The 19,229-nt window shown below is 44.8% G+C and carries 19 protein-coding genes; 7 read left to right on the top strand and 12 right to left on the bottom strand.

Annotated elements, in window-relative coordinates; translation table 11 throughout:
- The coding region (locus tag RYL88_RS05250; protein WP_314989538.1) for a hypothetical protein at positions 1-254 on the top strand (254 nt) is incomplete at its 5' end.
- Between the two features lie 563 nt (positions 255-817).
- Here the strand turns inward: RYL88_RS05250 and iadA are convergent.
- From iadA to RYL88_RS05215, 7 genes are all read right to left on the bottom strand, one after another.
- Positions 818-1,957, bottom strand: a complete 1,140-nt coding sequence (gene iadA / locus RYL88_RS05245) for a beta-aspartyl-peptidase (protein ID WP_314989536.1) — start codon at positions 1,955-1,957, stop codon at positions 818-820.
- Positions 1,958-2,145: 188 nt separating this feature from the next.
- Positions 2,146-2,361 (bottom strand): acetyltransferase, encoded by a 216-nt coding sequence (locus tag RYL88_RS05240; protein WP_185899323.1) that lies wholly within the window; start codon positions 2,359-2,361, stop codon positions 2,146-2,148.
- Positions 2,362-2,456: 95 nt separating this feature from the next.
- A complete protein-coding gene (locus tag RYL88_RS05235) occupies positions 2,457-3,236 on the bottom strand; it encodes a DUF4198 domain-containing protein (RefSeq protein WP_314989534.1) in 780 nt (259 codons plus the stop codon).
- 303 nt (positions 3,237-3,539) lie between these two features.
- Positions 3,540-4,109: a tetratricopeptide repeat protein gene (locus RYL88_RS05230; RefSeq protein WP_314989533.1), complete on the bottom strand. Its 570-nt coding sequence runs from the start codon at positions 4,107-4,109 to the stop codon at positions 3,540-3,542.
- 123 nt (positions 4,110-4,232) lie between these two features.
- On the bottom strand, positions 4,233-4,955 hold the full coding sequence (locus RYL88_RS05225; RefSeq protein WP_314989532.1) for a polyphenol oxidase family protein: 723 nt from the start codon (positions 4,953-4,955) through the stop codon (positions 4,233-4,235).
- A 25-nt stretch (positions 4,956-4,980) separates the two neighbouring features.
- Positions 4,981-5,613: a riboflavin synthase gene (locus RYL88_RS05220; protein ID WP_314989531.1), complete on the bottom strand. Its 633-nt coding sequence runs from the start codon at positions 5,611-5,613 to the stop codon at positions 4,981-4,983.
- The gene (locus tag RYL88_RS05215) at positions 5,606-5,806 is read right to left on the bottom strand and encodes a hypothetical protein (protein ID WP_314989530.1); all 201 of its coding nucleotides are present in this window, start codon (positions 5,804-5,806) and stop codon (positions 5,606-5,608) included. The genes RYL88_RS05220 and RYL88_RS05215 overlap by 8 nt, the downstream gene beginning before the upstream one ends.
- 492 nt (positions 5,807-6,298) lie before the next feature.
- On the opposite strand from RYL88_RS05215, the gene RYL88_RS05210 reads away from it, so the two are divergent.
- Entirely contained in the window at positions 6,299-6,937 is a 639-nt protein-coding gene (locus tag RYL88_RS05210; RefSeq protein WP_295141179.1) for a Crp/Fnr family transcriptional regulator, read from the top strand.
- 671 nt (positions 6,938-7,608) lie between these two features.
- Here RYL88_RS05210 and RYL88_RS05205 read toward each other — a convergent pair.
- Genes RYL88_RS05205 through RYL88_RS05195 form a run of 3 tightly spaced genes read right to left on the bottom strand, consistent with a single transcriptional unit; the run spans position 7,609 to position 11,156 of the window.
- Positions 7,609-9,390 (bottom strand): flotillin domain-containing protein, encoded by a 1,782-nt coding sequence (locus tag RYL88_RS05205; protein WP_314989528.1) that lies wholly within the window; start codon positions 9,388-9,390, stop codon positions 7,609-7,611.
- Between the two features lie 21 nt (positions 9,391-9,411).
- A complete protein-coding gene (locus tag RYL88_RS05200; protein WP_314989526.1) occupies positions 9,412-10,032 on the bottom strand; it encodes an OB-fold-containig protein in 621 nt (206 codons plus the stop codon).
- 56 nt (positions 10,033-10,088) lie between these two features.
- Positions 10,089-11,156 (bottom strand): toxic anion resistance protein, encoded by a 1,068-nt coding sequence (locus RYL88_RS05195; RefSeq protein WP_314989525.1) that lies wholly within the window; start codon positions 11,154-11,156, stop codon positions 10,089-10,091.
- Between the two features lie 265 nt (positions 11,157-11,421).
- On the opposite strand from RYL88_RS05195, the gene RYL88_RS05190 reads away from it, so the two are divergent.
- The 5 genes from RYL88_RS05190 to RYL88_RS05170 all read left to right on the top strand — a co-directional run bounded on the left by RYL88_RS05190 (position 11,422) and on the right by RYL88_RS05170 (position 17,756).
- Positions 11,422-12,618, top strand: a complete 1,197-nt coding sequence (locus tag RYL88_RS05190) for a molybdopterin molybdotransferase MoeA (RefSeq protein ID WP_314989523.1) — start codon at positions 11,422-11,424, stop codon at positions 12,616-12,618.
- A gap of 148 nt (positions 12,619-12,766) precedes the next feature.
- On the top strand, positions 12,767-14,149 hold the full coding sequence (locus RYL88_RS05185) for an SMI1/KNR4 family protein (RefSeq protein WP_314989521.1): 1,383 nt from the start codon (positions 12,767-12,769) through the stop codon (positions 14,147-14,149).
- A gap of 8 nt (positions 14,150-14,157) precedes the next feature.
- The gene (locus RYL88_RS05180) at positions 14,158-15,138 is read left to right on the top strand and encodes a hypothetical protein (RefSeq protein WP_314989519.1); all 981 of its coding nucleotides are present in this window, start codon (positions 14,158-14,160) and stop codon (positions 15,136-15,138) included.
- A gap of 310 nt (positions 15,139-15,448) precedes the next feature.
- A complete protein-coding gene (locus RYL88_RS05175; RefSeq protein ID WP_314989518.1) occupies positions 15,449-15,961 on the top strand; it encodes a hypothetical protein in 513 nt (170 codons plus the stop codon).
- Positions 15,954-17,756 carry an AAA family ATPase gene (locus tag RYL88_RS05170; protein WP_314989516.1) on the top strand — a complete coding sequence of 601 codons (1,803 nt, stop codon included), beginning with the start codon at positions 15,954-15,956 and terminating at the stop codon, positions 17,754-17,756. Before RYL88_RS05175 ends, RYL88_RS05170 begins: the two co-directional genes overlap by 8 nt.
- A gap of 44 nt (positions 17,757-17,800) precedes the next feature.
- On the opposite strand, the gene RYL88_RS05165 is transcribed toward RYL88_RS05170, so the two are convergent.
- Both RYL88_RS05165 and RYL88_RS05160 read right to left on the bottom strand, forming a co-directional pair.
- A complete protein-coding gene (locus RYL88_RS05165) occupies positions 17,801-18,388 on the bottom strand; it encodes an HAD-IB family hydrolase (RefSeq protein ID WP_314989514.1) in 588 nt (195 codons plus the stop codon).
- Between the two features lie 109 nt (positions 18,389-18,497).
- A complete protein-coding gene (locus RYL88_RS05160; protein ID WP_314989512.1) occupies positions 18,498-19,142 on the bottom strand; it encodes a non-canonical purine NTP pyrophosphatase in 645 nt (214 codons plus the stop codon).
- Positions 19,143-19,229 lie beyond the last annotated feature (87 nt).

Below are 19,229 nucleotides of genomic sequence, written 5' to 3'. Positions count from 1 at the left end.
ACGTAGATAGCAGAGCCGACGTAAAGACGGCTATAAACGATGCTTTAAGCAGCCTAAGCTCTACGGACGCAGATACTATCTATGCTGTATACTACGGTAACGATACATACCTAGTAAGAGACGATAACGGCAATAAAACCCTAGATAACAACGATAACCTAGTTAAACTAGCCGGTCTTTCAAACTTTGACCTGCTAAGCGCTAACTCGGTAACCCAAGGCGGAGTAAACTATATAGAGATAACCAACTCTTAATAAATTCCCCTCTTAGGATTTACGTCTATAAGGCGTAAATCCGCCTTAAGCGATCCAAAAACGCTTTATATATTTAGCCTACGCATAAATTACTCAAAGACTCCGCAAGCTATCTAAAGAATCTAGACCCGAGTAAAAAAGAGCTTTAAACTAAACTCTAAATTTAAAAAAGAGTAGCTGCGCTTATATAGACTCGTAAAATAGATTTAAATTTAAAGCGACCGGATAAATTTAACCGCAAATGCGCTTAGCTAAATACCCGGCTTAAAGCCGAGTATTTTTATACGTAGATTATAATCCTTACGAATAAGAAATAACTAGCAAAAACGGTAAAACAGTAAAAAGCTAGATTAAGCCTAGCGTCCCTAAAACCGTATGCAAATTTACCCGCCCGGTAAAGCCTAATCTAATGAATAAATTTAACTAGGGGTTTGCGTTTATAATAAATACGCAAGCTAAATTTTCTAACCAAAGGCGCAAACGTACTTAAATTTAACCGTGCCGATTAAATTTTAGCGCATAAATAACTAAATTCACGCGCTTACATTAGGCTGGCTCTAAATTTACTCAAAAAATCCCTTTTTCACGAGCTTGCCCTCTTTAACGCAAAACTCCCCTTTGGCGATCACGCTATCTAGGTTTAGGGCTTCGTCAAATACCGCAAAATCAGCGTCAAAGCCTACTTTTATCTCGCCTTTGCCGCTTAGATTTAGGTATTTTGCGGCATTTTTGCCCATCATGCTCAGCGCTTGCGGGATGGTTAGAATTTTATTTTTCACGCAGGCTTGCAAGACCTCTAAATTCGTCTCGCACGAGGCGCAGCCGTAGCCGACCAACGCGCCGTTTTCGTCAAATCTAGGCACGCTGCCGTTACCGTCTGAGCTCATCGTTAGGCGCTCTAAATTTAGCCCGTTATCAAGCCCGTAGGCGATGGCTTCGTGAAGCGGGGCGAATTTACTTCCGCCGCTCGTGATATCGATGTAGCCGCCCATTTTTTGAAATTTGATCGCCTCGTCAAAGAGCTCCTTAGTTCGCGCACAGTGCGTCGGCGAAAAGTAATTAACCGGGAACGAATAGTCCTTGATCACGCTAAAAATCAGGTCAAATTTATCCGCAAGCCCGCCCATATGCATGTGTAGTACGCCGCCTTTTTTCGAGATCATTCCGCCGATGCGTATCTGCGTCAGGGTCTTGATGAGCTCCTCGGAGGTCGGGTAGCTGCCGCGGTTGTCGCTCATCGCGATCTTACAGCCGATGACCTTGTCGATGAGAACCAGATCGCGCGTGACGGAGCCCGTAAAAGTAACGCTAGGCAGAGCGTAAGAGCCCGTGTGGATGAAGGTCGAAATACCCTCGTATTCGAGCGCCTTAGCCTTTGAGTAGAGATTTTCGAGACTCCTCGTGCACCCGTCTGTACCCAGCGTGCCTACGACCGTCGTCGTGCCGTAGCGGATGATCCCGGATAGCGTTATTTCGGGCGTGCGCGAGTGATAACCCGCCTCACCTCCGCCGCCCGTGATGTGCACGTGCTGATCGATGAGACCTGGTGCTAAAATTTTGCCCTCTAGATCGTAAATTTCAAGCCCCTCAACTCGAAAATCAAGCCCTTTAGAAACGGCTAAAATTTTACCTCCGCCGAGCAAAACGTCGCTCCTGCCGATGTGCTCTGGTGCATATAGATCGGCATTTTTAAGTAACAGCATATCTTCTCCTTTGCTTTGGATTTTAGATTGTAATTTTACGTTTTTTAGCTTTCTTGACTGCGATGTCGCGCCGTCATTTTACATCAAATTTGATAAAAACCGGATATTGCGGTTTTGGGCGGAGAAACGGCGTTTTAGATGATACTTGGAGTTTTTGCGGGTTAGGCAGCGGAGTCAAATTTAGCAAACTAACCACTTAGCTGCACGCTTTCTTCTATTTTCATTAGTCCCGTAAATACGCGCTCGACGGCCTCTTTTTGCTCGCTAGAGATTTCGATCTTTTTCTCGTTTAAAAGCAAATTTACGAGCTGCTCGTTTTGCAGCGTCTGGACGTCAAATTTTCTCGCATTTGCGGCGATTTTTGCCGCGAGAGGATTTTTTGATTTAAAATTTTCGTACGGCATTTTTCCTCGTTTTTGCGTTAGGTTACGAAGCGATTATATGAAATTTAAGGTAAATTCGGGCTCAAATTTTACCCAAAGCCCGAATTTACGCCGATTTATTCTTTTATATCAAAGCCCAGCGTCGTTTTTAGCGTCTCTTTGTCGCATTTTGCGGCATCCGGATAAGGCCTTCCATAAATTACCTCAAACACCCAAAAGCCAGGCCTCAGCGCTACGACTTCGGTGATGCCCTGCGCGTCGGTCATACCGTAAAACGCGCGCTTATCCTCTAAAAATCCCGCAAAAGTGCCGGTTAGTTTGGCGCGTTCTAGAGGCTTGCCGTCGGCCAAAACTTGCAGTTTAAAGGGCTTATCCACGCGAAAACCGGCCGGATTTTTCAGCGGCACGATCTCGATTTTCTCTCCGACGGGCTTAGCGACAAAGTCGTCTGCTTCGCCTAAATTTAGGATTTTTTTGGACGTTATCGTCATCAGGCGGCAGATTTGCACGTCGCTTAAATCTTTTAGATCAAGCTTATTTTTGCCGATGATCCACTTACCGTCGCTGCGCTTTTTTAGCGAATACATCGGATTTTGCCGCGCAAGCAGGATATAGGTGCCTTTGCTTAGCTTTTCGCCCTCGTAGCGGTAGTTTTCGCCGCTTTGCGCTAGCTCTTTTTTCTGCCCGTTTTTGCCGATCAGGGTAACGGGCGCAAAAAGATGGACGCGCTCTTGCATTATAGGCTCATAGTTTGGAAAATCGTCGCTATAACCTATTTTTGCGACGAATTTACCCGCCTTTTCGTCGTTTGCACCGTCCACCCAAAACATATGCGCCTGCGCCGAACAAACGGCTCCCGCAAGTATCGCAGCGGCAAAAATTTTACGTGTTTTCATGCTTTTCCTTTTGGTTATTTTTGATATTTGATATCAAATTATAGCTAAAAATAGATTAAAATTTGGATTTATTTTTGGAGAGATTTTTAAATTTTAGATTTACGGCTTTATTTTGCAAATTTATACACCAAATAGTTCTCTTAATCGCCAAAAGCAAAATTTGAATAATTTTTAAGAATTTACGAAGACCAATCGTATCTTGGCGAGTAAAGCATTTAGATTTAGCGCGAAACTCGGGCGCATTTTTACGAAAAGCAAGACGCAAAACACGCGACCGAGTTAAATTTAAGGCTCTAGCCTGGCTTAACGCTTTAAGATTTTAGCGTTTTCGCAGCCGACCTCTAGCCCCATCTTGCACGCTTTTTCGTAAAATTTAACCGCGGCTTTGACGTCCGAGTTTACGCCCATGCCGCGCTCGCTCATGTAGCCCGCCTCGTTGCAGCCTTTAGCTAGGCCCAGCTCGCATGCGTTTTTATAGAGCTCGTACGCTCGCGCTTCGTCTTTTACTGCGCCGACGCCAGTCTGGTGGGCGTACGCTAATGCGTAGCAGCCCAGCTTATCGCCCATTTTGCAAGCTCGCTCGTAAAATTTAGCCGCCGTCTCAGGCTGCCTCGCCGCGACTTTTCCGCTAGCGATCATCGCGCCGATATCATAGCATGCCCGTGCGTGTCCGCCCTCACACGCTAGATTAAAGAGTCTCGCTGCTTCGCTAAAATCCGACACTCGGTACATCGCCAGCGCGTCTTCAAACTGCTTATTTGCCGAATTTGTAGGCACGCTCGCAAGGACGCTAGTCATCTCGTTTGAGGATCTCGTTTGCGCCGCAAAAAGCGCGCTCGCGGCAACAATCAAACAAACTAAAATTTTTCTCATTTTGGCTCCTTATTTTATGAGATTACGGTTTAAATTTTAGCCCTTTTTAATAAACATAAATGAAATTTTAACTAAACTCGCCTGGCCGCGCGTTCGCCTACGCCCAATTTAGGCCATATACAGCTATTTTGACGAGATTTTATTCATCGCAAAACCGCAAAATCGCCCCGTGACGCCATCTCTGCGGTAGGAAAATAGCTCCCTCGTCTCAAACGTACAGCGCGGATCAAACTCCACTCGCTCAACGCCAAGCTGCGCAAATTCGTCCCGCAGCGCAGCCTCCATACCAAATTTGCCGCCATTTTTATAGCGGTTAAACTCGCCCAGATCAAGCCCGCCAACCTCGTAGTTTCGCACCTTGATATTTGCGCCGACGAATACGCGCAGATCGCCCGCCTCGCAGCCAAACTCGCTCGCCATCAAATTTACCGCGTTCGTGCAAATTTTACCCGTTACGCCCGCTCTGCCCGCATGCACGGCAGCAACCACGCCGCGCCTCTCGTCTGCGATCAAAACGGGCGAACAGTCGGCAACCAAAACACAAAGCGCTACGCCCCTAAGCGCGGTTATCACACCGTCGCAGGGCGGTAACTCATCATCAAAATTTCGCAAAATTTCCACGCGGTTTGAGTGAATTTGACGCATAAATTTTAGATTGCTAGGCGCGACATCGATTTGCTCGGCTAAAATTTCGCGATTTTTCGCGACATTTGCGGGCAGGTCGCCGACGTGATCCCCTAAATTTAACCCCTCGTACGCGCCATCACTCACTCCACCAAATCGCGTCGTAAAGCCAAGCTTCAAGCGCTCGCTCTCAAAAACTACGTCTAAAATTTCCCGATTCATTTTCGCTAAATTTAACCCGTCAGGCCTAATAAAGGCTCGCGATATGCTGCGACTCGTCCCAGCTGATCTCGCTTTTGCCGTCGTTTTTGGCACCGCGGCAAAACTCCAGCTGCCTAGCTACGTAGCGCGCGAGCAGGTCGCTTTCTACGTTTACGCGGCGTCCCGGCTCAAACTCGCCGAACAAGCTCTCGCGAAAAGTGATCGGGATGATCGTTAGGCGCACGCCGGTCGGCAAAACTTCATTGATCGTGAGGCTCACGCCCTCAACTGCGATGCTGCCTTTGTTCGCCATCAAAGGCATGACGCTAGAGGGCAAATTTATATAAAAATCAACCCCGTTTTCGCGCCGCTCTATGCGCGCGACCTCGCCGATAGCGTCTACGTGGCCTTGCAGCAGGTGTCCATCCACGCGGTCGGCTAACCGCATCGCAGGCTCGATATGCACGCGTCCGCGCAAATTTTCCGTCGCGATGTGCGCCCTAGTTTCGGCGCTAAGCTCCACGCTAAAGCCGTCTGCGTGCAGCCCCGTCACGCTAAGACACGCGCCGTTTACCGCGACGCTATCGCCTAAATTCGGGCGGTACGCGGCTTTTAGTCGCAGAGTATTTTGCGAATAGCTCGCAACCTGCGCGATCTCGCGAATTAGTCCGTTAAACATTTTTAGCCTTTAAATTTTTAGCGATTTTAGCGGTTTTAGGCTCATAAAAGGATAAATTTAGCCCAAATTTCTCGGCTAAAAAAGTAAAGTAAAAACCATAAAACAGGCGCGCGGCGGTAAAATTTAGCGTAGGCGACTCAAAAGAAGGCGCTAGCTGGGGCAAATATGCGATAAATTTAAAGCCGCTAAACATAGCGCTCCGCGTTCGTTGCCGCCCTGACTCGGGGAATCCAAGCTTGCAAAGCTAGAGCAAGCTACCTAGCCTGGAAGGTATCTTGCGACGGATATAATTTATCCGCTAAAAATCGCAAACGCCCATAAAACCCACTTTTTATACCGCGCTTATCGTAGATGCCCTTTAGCTTTGCCGCCTGGGGGCTTAAGCATTTTGGGCCTTGAAATCTTTTCAAAAAATCCATTTAAGCAAAACTTGCCGTCCTTTACGAGCCGTTTTGCGCGGTAAAATCGGCGCCGCAGTTTATACCCGCGATGCGCCAGAGCGGCTTAGCGCGGCTGTAAGCATAAATTTGATTTAAAGATTAATATTTTTATTTAAGGATACACAAATTTGTTCTTTTAGCTAGTCTGCTTTTTAGCTTTAAGCGTCATTTACTCGCGGGATAATAAATTTTAATGTTATTTAATATTGCGTAGGCTAAAATACGAGTTTATTTAAGGCAAAAACGTGAAAAGATCAAGGTTAGGACTACTAGAAACGAACGTCGTCTCGTCTTTAAGCAATGACGAAATCGCTAAATTTAACCGCCGCGTCCTAACTAAAGGCAGTACGGTTTACGCTGAAGGCATCAGCGTCGCGATATTTAAAAGCGGCTCCGGCAAGCTCGCGTTTTTCGAAGACGGCGAGGAATTTATCCTTTATAACCTGCAAAAAGACAACATCACGATCCTAAGCGACGCCTGCGCGCTGGAGATTTTAGAGGATAGCGAAATTTACTTCATCGACGTGCGCGACGTCGGCGAACTGCTAAAAAACGAGCGTTTCGCAAAGGCCTATGCCGACTCGCTCGCAAACATCGCGCTTTTGCAACACCAAATCATAAAATCCATACTCTTTGAAAGCGCCAAAGGTCGCATAGCAAACTTCCTTATCGAGCTTGCCGCAGAGCAAAATTTGACCCAAAACGGCTATAGATACGTCTTTTTACCGTTTTCGCTTAAGGTGCTTTCTAGTTTCGTGGGCTTAAAGCGCCAAAGCGCCAGCACCGCATTTAACGAACTCATAAAAGAAGACGTCATCAGGCGCATCACGCCGCATGAAATTTTGATAATAGACTTTGAAAAGCTGCAAAAATATACAAATTAGATAAATTTAGCCGCCTATTTCGGTTCTTTTGCCGCTTCGCGGTTTAATATCAAATCGCTCTCGTATCGTCGCGATAAATCGTTATTTGAAGGCCTTTGTTTATTTTTTGATTTTTGATTATTTACTATTTAGAAGCGTTTGGTTGCTTAAGAAACTGCCGCAAATTTATAGACGAGAGTTTTACCGAATTTGCCCCAAACGCTATTTTAACCATTTTAGAAAACCGAGTGCAAAAACGCCGTAAGGATAAAAATTTAATGCTAAATTTTAGTTTTATATTTTAAGTAAGTCTTTACCGTTTGAGCTATTTGGAAAAATCGGTCGCTGGCCTCTAGCGACAAAACCATAAAGCTAAATTTGCTAAAAGAATTTGGCCGCGTCCGTTTACCGAGCGGTTTTTGCCCTATTTGGCCGTTTTTTGGCTAATTTCAAAAGCGCCTAACGAGGCGTGCAAATTTCATGCTTATAGTTTTAATTTTTGCCCAAATCAAACCGCACGCCAAGCCCGTTAAGCTAGCTTGAATCAAACGCCAAGGCAAGATAAATTTAAACCGTCGGCGATTTAAATTTATCCGCATTTATCATTATTGCCTAGTTTTTAAAATTTAGGCTCAAAATCCGTAACTGCGTCGCACACTGGCGGGGCGGGATTTACGAGCCTTATATTTAAGCTATTTTCCGCCTTTTGCAGCATTAGATTTTTGCTCGGAGCCGTTTAAATCAGGGGCGCTACCTAACTTTTCGCCGCTACGCAGAGGCTGGGTGATATTTTGTATCCCGCCGTTTAGGTCGATACCTACTTGCTTCATTAGGTCGTCTATTATAGGCGCGTTTACTTTATAGTTTAAAGACGCGTTTACGATTTGATCGGATAGCGAAGCGCCGGCGTTGCTAACTCCGCCGTTGGTATTTGAGCCCGCACTGCCCTGGTTTGCGCCGCCAAGGCCCGCCATTTGCACGATTTTGATAGAGTCGATTTTCTCAGCCGGTTTTACGACCTGGGCGATGATTTGCGGCATAAACTCGATCAATGCAAGCTTAAATCTATTTTCCAAAATCTCCGCAGAGACAATGTTTTCGGCATTGTTTATCTCTGTTTTACCTTTAGCCTCAACCTCATAGTTTAGCCTGTTGGCTTCGGCGGTTATCTTTATAGCTTCAGCTTCGGCGGTAGCCTTGATTTTTAGCGCTTCGCTAGCACCCATAGCTTTGATTTTAGCGGCTTCGGCTAGGTTTTCCTCGGCTTCTTTTTCAGCCTTTGCGGCGACGGTTTTTTCGATAGAGAGCTGCTCGGCCTCTTTTTGCGCTTCGATTAGCGCTAGCTTTTTAGCGCGCTCGGCCTGCTCGGTCTCGGATGACGTTTTGATCTTTTCAAAAGACGCGGCTTCTAGCGCCTTTTTCTCGTTGGCTAACGTTTTAGCCGCAGCCTCCTCTTCGACCTTTTTAGCGATTTCTATATTTTTGCTCTGATTTGCCAGTTCGACGGCTTTTTCTTTATTTATCTCGGCTTCTCTGATGGCTCTTGCCTTTTCTATCTCGACCGTCTCGATAGCGCGAGCTTTATTTATCTGCGCTTCTTCGATAGCTTTGTTTGCTACGATTTTGGCTTCCTCGGCCTCTTTGCGCCTACTTTCGGCCTCTTTTGCCCTTAGCGCTTCTTGTTCTGCTTGGAAATTTGCTATTTTTGTTTGCTGCGTAGCCTCGGCCTCGGCTTGTTTTCTTTGGATTTCAAATTTCTCCGACTGCGTCTCGTAGTTTTTCTGCGCTATTTGCACCTCGGTCGAGCGCTCGATATCGTTTCGTAGCTTTTTGCGCTCCTCGATGGTTTGAGTTAGGCTTGTTAAACCCTCTGCGTCAAAGGCGTTGTTTTCGTTAAAAAACTCTTTTGCTGTTTGATCAAGCGACGTAAGAGATACGGACTCTAGTTGAAGGCCGTTTTTAGATAGGTCAGCTTCGATGGCGTTTTTGACCTGAGAGCTAAATTCATCTCTTTTTTCATGTAGCTCTTTCATCTCCATCGAGCTTGCTACCGAGCGAAGCGTGGCGATGAGCTTGCCTTCTATCAGCCCGGTTAGCTCTCTTAGATCGACCGTCTTTTTACCCAGAGTCTGCGCCGCGCGCGAAATAGACTCTCTATCCTCGCCCACTCTGATGTAAAAATCAGCCGTGATATCTACGCGCATCCTGTCTTTGGTTATGAAGCTGTCGCTTTTAGAGCGAGCTACGGTAACTTTCATCGACTGCATATTTATGTCGATATAATCATGCAGTATCGGCAGTATCAAAGCGCCGCCGTCTACGACGACCTTTTCGCCGCCAAATCCCGTTCGCACGAACGTAAGCTCCTTTGTCGTCTTTCGGTAAAGCCTTGAAAAAACGATACCTAAGATAACGATAGAAAAGAGTCCTATGCCGACAAATACGGCTAAAGACGTCATCCCGTCAATGTTCATACCACTCTCCTTTGATTAAATTTATGATTTTTTCCTGACGTAAAAGTTATTTTTATCGATTTTAACGATGAGCGCGATATCGCCTTTTATAAGCTCGTTTTCATCGGCAGCCCTTGCAAAGACGAAACGCTCCTTGCCGTTTTTATCCGTGACCTTGACGTCTCCGCCTTGCTCTTTTGTGATTTTATAGTCTTTTACTTCGCATTCGCAGCCAAGAAGCTCCTTTTTACTAAAGGCCGACGTTTGCACCTGAGGCAGGTACTTTGCTGCAAGCAAGCTCACCCATCTAGTCCAAGCCAAAGCGGCAAAAAACGAAACCGCGGCTATAACCGCGCTCATATACCACGCAGGCGAGGCTAAGCCGTAAAAAACGCCGATAATAAAAAGCCCGCACGCTCCAAAACTCATAAACAAAATCCCGTAAAAAACGGTGCTAGGCACGCCGCCTTTGTTTGCCCACGCTAGTAGCTCAGCACCCGGAACATCGATGCTCTCAGCACCGTCAAACAGCCCGTTTATTGGCTCAAGCACCGAAAATCCGGTCATCATCAAAATAACCTCAATCAAGGCAAAAACTACGACGATAACCAGCGGAACGGAAAATATAAGATTGTTGCCAAGAAGCTCTAAAATTTGATCCATTTTTTACCTTTTTTAAATTTGCCGCTTGCGAGGTCAAATTTGACCCTAGCTCCGCCCTACTCTATGCTATACACGTCGCTTTGCTCGATCTTTTCGAGCTTATTTACCTTGCTTTCCAGCGTCTTACTCATCTGCGCGATTTTAGCGATATTTTCTTTCATCTTAGGCAGCGCCTCGTTTTTGAAATTTTCTATCTTATCTAGCGAATCTATCATCAAATTTATCGCTTTTTCAAGGCTCTCATTATCTAGCGCGCCGCCTGCGACCTTTGCCATCACTTCTGTCGCCGTGTCGTTTACGTCCTGCGCGTTTTTTAGGATGACGTCGCTAGCTAGCTTGTCCATTTCAGAAACGGCTTTTAGCTGCTTTTTACCTTCCTGCGCGGCGCTTGCGATATAGACGTTGGTTTTTAGCGCGGTGATGCTAGTCGTGATCGTGTTTTGCGTGGCGAAACTTAAAAGCGAATTATTGTGCTTGATAGTAGCGTAGTTTGCGAGGCTTTGCTGCATCACGACTAGCACTTGACGCAAATTTTGCAGATGCATACGGATGTAAAATAGCGCCTCTTCGAGGAGAAATTTTTTCTGCTCCTCATCCGTTTGATTTGCCGCTAAATTTTCGACAAGCTCGTCTGTTTTGCTTAAAATTTCTATCTTGCCTTTTAGGCTTTCGATGATGAGCGAGAGTTCCTTTTGTTTCTCGGATATTTCGGCGTTTCTAGCTTCTAAAACATTTATAGAGTGCTTTAAATTTGCCGTTATTTCTTCAAACAAGCTTGACACGCTTTGATATTTGCTAGCCAGCTCGGCGGCTAGGTCTTTGCCGAGTAAGAAATTTATAAATTTCGCGCCCAGTCCGCCCTCCTTCATCTTATCGCTTGCTTTTATGAGCTCGGCGGAGTATTTTTTGACCGATTTTAGCGACTCGCCGACCGAGCTTCCCACGCTTTGGCTCATGCTAAGCAAATCTCCGACCTTCATATCCATATCGCCGTTTAGCTTTTCAAACTCGCCCAGCTCGTCTTTGCCAAACGACACGATAAATTCTTTGGGATCATCAAATTCTTTCCTTTTTTCTATGAGTAAGGCAACGACGTCTTGGGGCGTTTTAGCGATTTGATTCAAAGCTTGTCCTTTGCTTAAATTTAAGAGCTATTATAACTAAATTTGCGCGCTTTTTGCAGGCTTGATAATAAACTTCTGTGCTTTATTAGCATAATTTACGATTAAATTTAGTAAAATCGGCAGAAATATTCCAGACATAATAGGCGTAGTTTAACTTTAAAATTTTAACCCGTGAGGGCGCGGACCGGTCGTCCGTAACCGAAACGGGTTTAAAATTTTAAAGCTTAAAATCCGTCATTTATGGGGAATCAAAAAAGGATAAAAAATGAAAGAATTTATGAGTTACGAGGCCTCTCTTGAAATTTTGCACTCTACGCTGGCTCCGTGGGACCGCGTAGAAAAGGTCACTCTCACGCAAGCACTCGATCGCCGTATTGCCGTAGATATCGCGGCTCAGGACAACTACCCGGAGCGTCCCGTCTCGGCGATGGACGGCTACGCGTTTGCGTGGCAAGAGGGCCTAAGCGAGCTAGATCTCATCACCGACCTACCCGCAGGTAGCGACAAAGGGCTAAAAGTAGAAGGCGTAAAATGCGTCAAAACCTTCACCGGCTCGCTAATGAGCGAAGGTACCGATACGCTAATCCCGGTCGAAAACGTCGAGGTATCAGGTGGCAAGATCCTTATCAAAAAACCCGTGCCGAGGGGCTTTGCTGTGCGCGAAGTCGGCGAAAGCTACAAAAAAGGCGAAATCCTAATCAAAAAAGGCGCGACGATAGGCTACGCCGAGACCGCGCTGCTAGCCGAGCTTGGGATCTTTAACGTTAGCGTATTCGTGCGGCCGCGAGTCGCGGTGCTAGCGACGGGAAGTGAGATAAAAGACCTCGGAGAGCCGCTAGAAAACGCCGCGCAGATCCACAGCTCAAACCACGTAGGTATCGCAGCCATGGTGCGCAAAATGGGCGGCGAACCCGTACTGTGCGAGATAGTGCGCGACCGCGCCGAGCTCGTAAAAGACGCCATCGTCCGCGCGCTAAAATCAGCCGACGTACTCGTCACCACGGGCGGCATCAGCATGGGCGACTACGACTTTGTAAAAGGCGCGCTGGGCGAAAATTTCGACATTATCATTGACGGCGCCGCGATCAAACCGGGACGCCACATCAAGGTCGCAAAAGCTGGAGAAAAATACATTTTTGCGCTGCCGGGCTTCCCGTACTCGGCGATGGTGATGTGCGTGCTCTACGTGCGCGTGCTGCTAAACGCGTGGTTTGGCGCTAGCGAGCCCAAAATCACGGCGATCATGGACGAGGATTACAAAAAGCGCTCACCGTTTTTGGAGTTTACGGCGGTAAATTTAGTAAATCTGGGCGGCAAAATTTACGTAAATTTAGACGGCAAAAAGATGGGCAGCTCGGCGATCGTAAATAACCTAACAAATGACGCCGCGCTTTTAATCATCCCAAAAGAGACCGAATTTATCGCAAAGGGCGAGATAGTCGAAGTGCTAAAAATGGTTTAAATTTGAGTAAATTTAGCTTTTGCGGCTTGGATGCATAGCAAATAAGCGCGCAGGCGGCGCTAAGGCAAAAGCCGGCAAAAAACCGGGCATAAATTTGGCGCGATTTTATAAAACGCAAGCGTAAATTTAGCGCAAACAAAAGGTAAAAATGAAAGAGCAGATAAACCGCATCAAAGAAAAGCTAAAAATAGCCAAAAAAGCGGATAAAAAACTAAAAGTTTTCGGCGCAAGCAACCACAAATACGCCCTCAAAGCGCCGATAGAAGAAAAGAAATTAGCCGCGTTAGAGAAAAAATACGGCGTAAGCTTGCCCGCTCATTTTAGAGCATTTTTGCTAGAGATCGCTGACGGCGGGGGCGGGTTTGACGGCAGCGCGCCGGGGCCTTTTTACGGCATCTACCCTATAAAAGACGCTCTAAAATTTAGCGCGACGTATCTAGCAAATCCCTGCCTTTTACGCCCTAAAATGAGCGATGAGCAGTGGAGAGCTATAGGAGGTTTTGCGTACGAGCAAGAGTGCGACGACGAAGAAAACGAGGAAGAAAAAATCCTAGGCGGCGTGCTGTTAATCGGCACGCAAGGCTGCAGCTTTGAAACCGCTATCGTGATAGAGGGCGAGTTTCGCGGACGGATAGTAAATTTAGACTTCGACTTATATAAGCCCGTTTTTGCGTTTGAGTCAAATTTCCTAGACTGGTACGAAAGGTGGCTAGACGAGGCGATATCAGGCGAGCTAAAAGACGGCGGGGGCGGGTTTGGCTACTATATGGGCGGTAGCGCGAGCGAGCTTTTGCAAATTTACGAAGAGGCGCGAAACAGAGGCGACACGGAGCTAAAAAACGACTGCCTTGATGCTTTGACGCACAAAGCTCCTCGCTTTGAAACGCAAATTTTAGATAAGATAGAAAGTTTTATCAAAAACGAGGCGTATAGCGAGGATTTTGCGAAGCTTGCCAATATCTTATGCGCAAACGATTTTGCGCGGGGTAAGGCCTATCTAGCGCGTCTTGCGCAGATTGATTATCTATTTTTTTTACAAATCATCCACTGGTGGGCAAAGGACAAAAAGGCCGCTAGCAGGGAGTTTATGTCCGTAGCAGACGAAAACGCCGCGCAAATCCTAAACCAAAAGGACGAAGAGCGCGCGGCGCAGACGTTTAGATTTTATACGTATTTGCTAGAAAATGCAAAGCTTGATTACGGAGCTAAGATCGAACATTTTGCGACTAGTTCTAATTATTCCATTCGCGTTACGTGCTTTTACGCGCTAGGGCAGCTGAAAAATAAAAGCAAATATCTAAAAACGCTGATTTTAGGACTAAGCGACGAGGAGCCCTACGTCGTGACGATCGCCTTGCAAGCCGTATGCGGACTGACGGACGAGCGGCTGCTGCCTCACCTAAAAGCCCTCTCGCAGCGCTTTTTAAAAGACGACGAAAACTCTGTGGTTACAAATCTAAACCGCGTGCTAGAGCCATACGGTTTAGATAATAAAAAGATAAAAAAGATGGAATTTAAAGCCGAAATTTAAGGGAAAAAATGGATGAAATTTTAGAAAAAATTTACGCGATAGAAGGCCTTGGAGAGCTAGAAAATTTTTTGCGCGAAAAGGGTTTAAATTTAATGCGAGGGCCCCTGCTGGCGGAATTTGACCGATACGCCTTTTATCAAAACGCCATCGAGTGGAACAAAGCCGTAAAAATCTGCGAATGCCTAGCGATAACGGGCTGGGGCGAGCGCGAGAGCCTAGAAGCTCTTCGCGGCAGATATTTTAACGGGCAGTATATGACCTATTTTTTAAACGCTAGCGGCGAACCGCGCTTTGTAGAGGCGCACTGGTCAAAGCGCAAAACGGGGCTAAGCATGCAAGATAACGAGACGTTTTTTAACCCTAGTCCGGACGATAAGGGCAAAACGCTAAAACGCCCCGTAAAAGAGCAAATCCAAGACGTCAAGCTAGCTAGCCAGCGCAACTGGATACCTAAAAATCCCATCCGAGTCTCGATCGGCATCAAAAACTGCTACGAGAACTCGCGCGCGGTGATAGATAGCCTGTTTAAGGAGCTCCAGCCTGCGCTAAACGCCAAAATGAGGCCTAAAATTTACGGCAGCGAGATAAACTATATAAATTTAGACTGCTCGTTTAGTTTTGACGACGAGTACTGCCGCACGAACTACATCATAGCGCCGGATGAGCCGCGCCTAAGCTCGCAGCGCGCCTGGGAGCTACTGCGCGAGATGATGAGCGAAGAGGAACGCAGCGAGGGCGGCTACTATCTGCGAAATAGATTTGAGTACGCGCCATTTAGAAAAGATACGGGCAAAACGGGCGTGCGGATATATTTTGAGCGCGAGTTTAGCGAGCTTTCGCATGCAGAGCAAAAGCAAAAAATAAGCGAGTATTTTTTAACGGCGTTAAAACAGATCGCGCAAAAGCAAAACAAGCTAAAATACGACTTTAAGACGATGATAGACGATTTTAGTAAAATTTTAGACGAATGGACGGCGGCTGAAATTTAGCGATTTTACATGGTAGCATTCACAGTAAAAGTATCGCGTGTCATTATTTTTTTTTGCGTTGTTAGCGACGAATGGTTTATCCGAATTCTAGGCGCGATACGCGAAAGTATTACTAAACATGTACTATCTTCCTTCTGCATAGATTATTCATTTTATATACAACTAAACATAAAATAATTCTGCTTGCATAGTTGCTAAAATTTACATTTATTCTTAGTTTGTATAATTTTATTTTTACATAATATGTAAAATATATATTGACATTTTTTATAAAATAAGCTATGATTTGATAAAAAATAAAGAAGTAAAAATGGTAAAAAAACAGTTACTAAGAGAACGGTTAAAAGAGATAGATTTGCGGCTAGTGGATTTAGCAGAGCTTTTAAAAATTTCCCGTCCTACGGCTTATAAATTTATAGAACTATACGAAATTGGGCAAAGAGATAAATTCGACTCTAAAATTTTGAGATTTTTCGACTACGTCTGCCAAAACGACATCAACAAAATGGATGCTATATCGTTCATCTTAAACAACATATCGATGCCAGAAAATCAAAGAAGCGAAGACAAAAAACAACAAATCACAAATTTACTAAAAAAGGATAACGAAGTGAAGGTAAATTTCATAGAAAAGCTAACTCAGGTCGATATTTTTGACCCTATTTTAGGCTATCTGCTCGAATGCGAAAAGATAATAACATCAAATAATAGATCCCGAAAAAAAGAGCTGAGCGATGATGACGATAAAAAACTAGAAGCGTTAAAACAGTTTTATAATGCGCTCGGATTTAAGCTAAATATCAAAGGAGAAAAAAATGCGTAAAATCAGTATCTCAAACTATAGAAATATAGGCATAGACGCGCCGGCGGAACTAAAAATACCGCAGGATGGTGGGCTAATAGTGCTTTTAGGCGAAAATAATGTTGGAAAGAGCAACGTTCTTTCTGCTATATATGCTCTGCAAAATAGGATTTTAGATAAAAGCGATGAGCCGAATTTTCTAGACTCGGTCGAGAAACCGTATATCAAATACACACCTAAGACACCGAAGGATACTAATGTCTTATCTTACACGAATGAGGTAGAAATATGTTTTGACGATTTAGAAAAAATTATCACATGGTATCTTGAAAACAGCTACAATATAGTCGGAAATAGTAAAATAGCAAACGATAGAATAAAAATTTACAATTTAAGAAAAGAAATTAATAAAGCTTCCTCGGAGAAAAATTTTAAAGAGCTCAAAGGGTATTATGAACAATTATGTACTATTTCAAGGAGACTAAAAGAGTATTGCGGGAGCTTGCAATATGGACATAGAGAAATCATATTGCCCGATCCTATAACTACAAATGAAATTAAAAAAAATAATACAAAAATGCCGAACATATTTTTCTACCAGGAGAAGGAAATTAAAAATTTAGACTTACAGACCAAGCCTGATAGTATAGCAGATAACCAGTTTTTCCAAGCGCTATTTAGAGCCGCCGGCATAGATATAGTTAAAGTACAAACATCCTATGAAATATCCAAAGAAAAAGAAACTACAAGTTTTTACAAAAAAGCCGAAAAAGACGTAAATAAATCCATAAAAGATACCGTAAATAAAAGATTTAATGAGCTGTATTACAAAACCGCAAATAGTGAAATTTATGAATTCGAGGTGGTATTAGAGGCTGAAAATATTTCATTAAGTATAACCAAAAACGGCGAACCGATAAGCCTAAGTGAGCAAAGCGTCGGTTTTAAAAAATTTTTTAATCTATTTTTTAACTTTTTATATCAAGACAAAGTAGGAAATGGAGATGTAGTCCTGATAGACGAAGTAGAAAATCACCTAAGCATACCGGCTCAAAAAGATATTCGTAAATTTTTAAAAGAATTTGGACAAAAACGCGGTATAACTTTTATCGTTTCTACTCATTCAAATCATATTTTAGACATTCGCCATCTTGACGAGATAAGGATAGTAAAATCTAGTAGCAAAGGCTCAACTATAGTAAATGATTTTTCCATAATACCGGATCACGAAGCCGACACTCTAGCCGAAATAAAAAGAAGTCTTGGGGTTGAGTATCTTAGCTTAGTAGGCTACGATGATAAGCTTATTTTCGTCGAGGGGATAACCGATTACAATTACTTAACAGCTATGAATTTTTTATACGAAAAAGAGCGAAACAGCGAGGAGAAGTTACTGTTTTTACCGATAAGTGGACTTGGCAAGGTGGATAATAAAACTAAAAATAGTAGAAATACAGTTGCTACGCCTACTCAAGAAAAAATAGCAAATGGACTAAAAACGCTAGCCAGAATGGCAAAAGACGGCAGGGCGCTACTTTTGGTCGACGACGATAAGGCAGGAGAAGCTATGGCGAAACTAAAAGACAATAAATTTATAGCAATACTGAACAATGAACAATTTAAGGAAAAATATCCTAATTTTAAAGAAATAGAGGATTTTTTCAGCACCGATTTGAGAACAAAATTTGAAATGGATAAAAAATCAAGCGCGATATCAAGTAAATTTAAAAATGAAGTCGAGCGAGGCGAAATTAAGATAGACAAAGAGACCAAAGAGAATTTCTTTAAACTATTTAATTATTTATTGACATTTTAACCGCGCAAAAGCCAAGGCTCGGTTACGTCTTGGCTTTTTAAATTTCACTCAAACACCCTATAATGCGCCTCGTCGGCAAACTCCAGCATCTCCTTATCGCCCCTGCTGTCGCCGTATGCGATCACGCGCTCAAAGGCGTCCGTGTCATACGCCTCGCGCACGCGGCGCACCTTCTCCGCGCCATAGCAATTGGCGCCGTCTATCTCACCCGTTATCACGCCGCCCTTTTTCTTGATGCGAGTGCCAAGCAGCCCAAGCCCCTGCGCCTGACACCACGGAGCCAGCCAGTCCTCGAGCGACGCCGTCACGATCACGACCTTGTCGCCGTTTGCCTTATACTCGGCGATCTTTGCCATCGCGGAAAATTTCACGATATCCTCGATGTGCGTATTTGAGTATTTTTTGCAAATTTGAGCGAATTTATCCGCACTCATACCCGCGAAAAAGTGCGTCATCAGCCGCCTGCGAGCGTAGTTGTTGCTGCAAATTTTTAGCTTATAACCGATCAAAACGGGCGAAAGCCAAAAAATCCCTCTAAAAAATTTCTTAAATCCCACGACGTAGGCGATAAACTCGAGCAGCGAGTCGTCGCGCGTGATCGTCCCGTCAAAGTCGAATAAAACCAGATTCATCTTCGTCTCAAATTTTAAATTTGCGCGATTATACCGTGCTAGCGTTAAGAAACGGCAAATTTAGCCGGATTTTTGCCCCGCAAATTTACTTTCTCTTTCACGTTTCAATCTAGCGCCTAAATTTCGCTTCAAGGCTCTTTAAAACGTACTTTATAAGCTCCAGCCCTTTTGAGCGGTGCGAGATTTTTAGTTTTGTAGCATCGTCTAGCTCGCCAAGCGTGCGCGTAAAGCTCTTTGGGATAAAGAGGCTATCGTAGCCAAAGCCGTTGCTACCGCGCTCTTCGTCGATTGCCGTACCGTGCATAAAGCCGTGCGCCGTAAAGTCGCCAAACTTTGAGCTAACCGCGATACAGGCGGTGTAAAACGCGGGCGAGCTACTCAAATTTAGCGCTTTTAGCTCCGAGATCAGCTTTGCGCGGTTGCTAGCATCGCTCGCGCTTTTGCCCGTTATCTGCCCCCGCTCGTTCATATCGCTAAATCTCGCCGAGTATATCCCGGGCCTGCCGCCAAGAGCCTCCACGCTGATTCCGCTATCGTCGCTTAGCGCGACAAACTCGTCCGCCAAATTTAGCTCGCGCAGTTTTGCCTGCACGGCGCGAGCTTTGATTAGCGCGTTTGCGGCGAAAGTCGCGCCGTCCTCGGCGATCTCAAACGGCTCGCAAATTTCGCGCAGCGCGTAAATTTCGTAGCCTTTTAAAAAATCTTTTATTTCGCGTACTTTGTCGGAGTTTGACGTTGCTAAAACTATTTTCAAAATTTTTCCTTTTTCGGCTTCTCTTGCGCGCCTTTAAATGAGCTAGAAATTTCCTCCCTCGATGAACTATATGTTCTATCTTCGGTC

The organism is uncultured Campylobacter sp., from assembly GCF_963517995.1.
Taxonomy (GTDB): Bacteria; Campylobacterota; Campylobacteria; order Campylobacterales; family Campylobacteraceae; genus Campylobacter_A.
The sequence above is the reverse complement of the archived record's forward strand: the minus strand, read 5'-3'. Positions and strand labels throughout refer to the sequence as shown.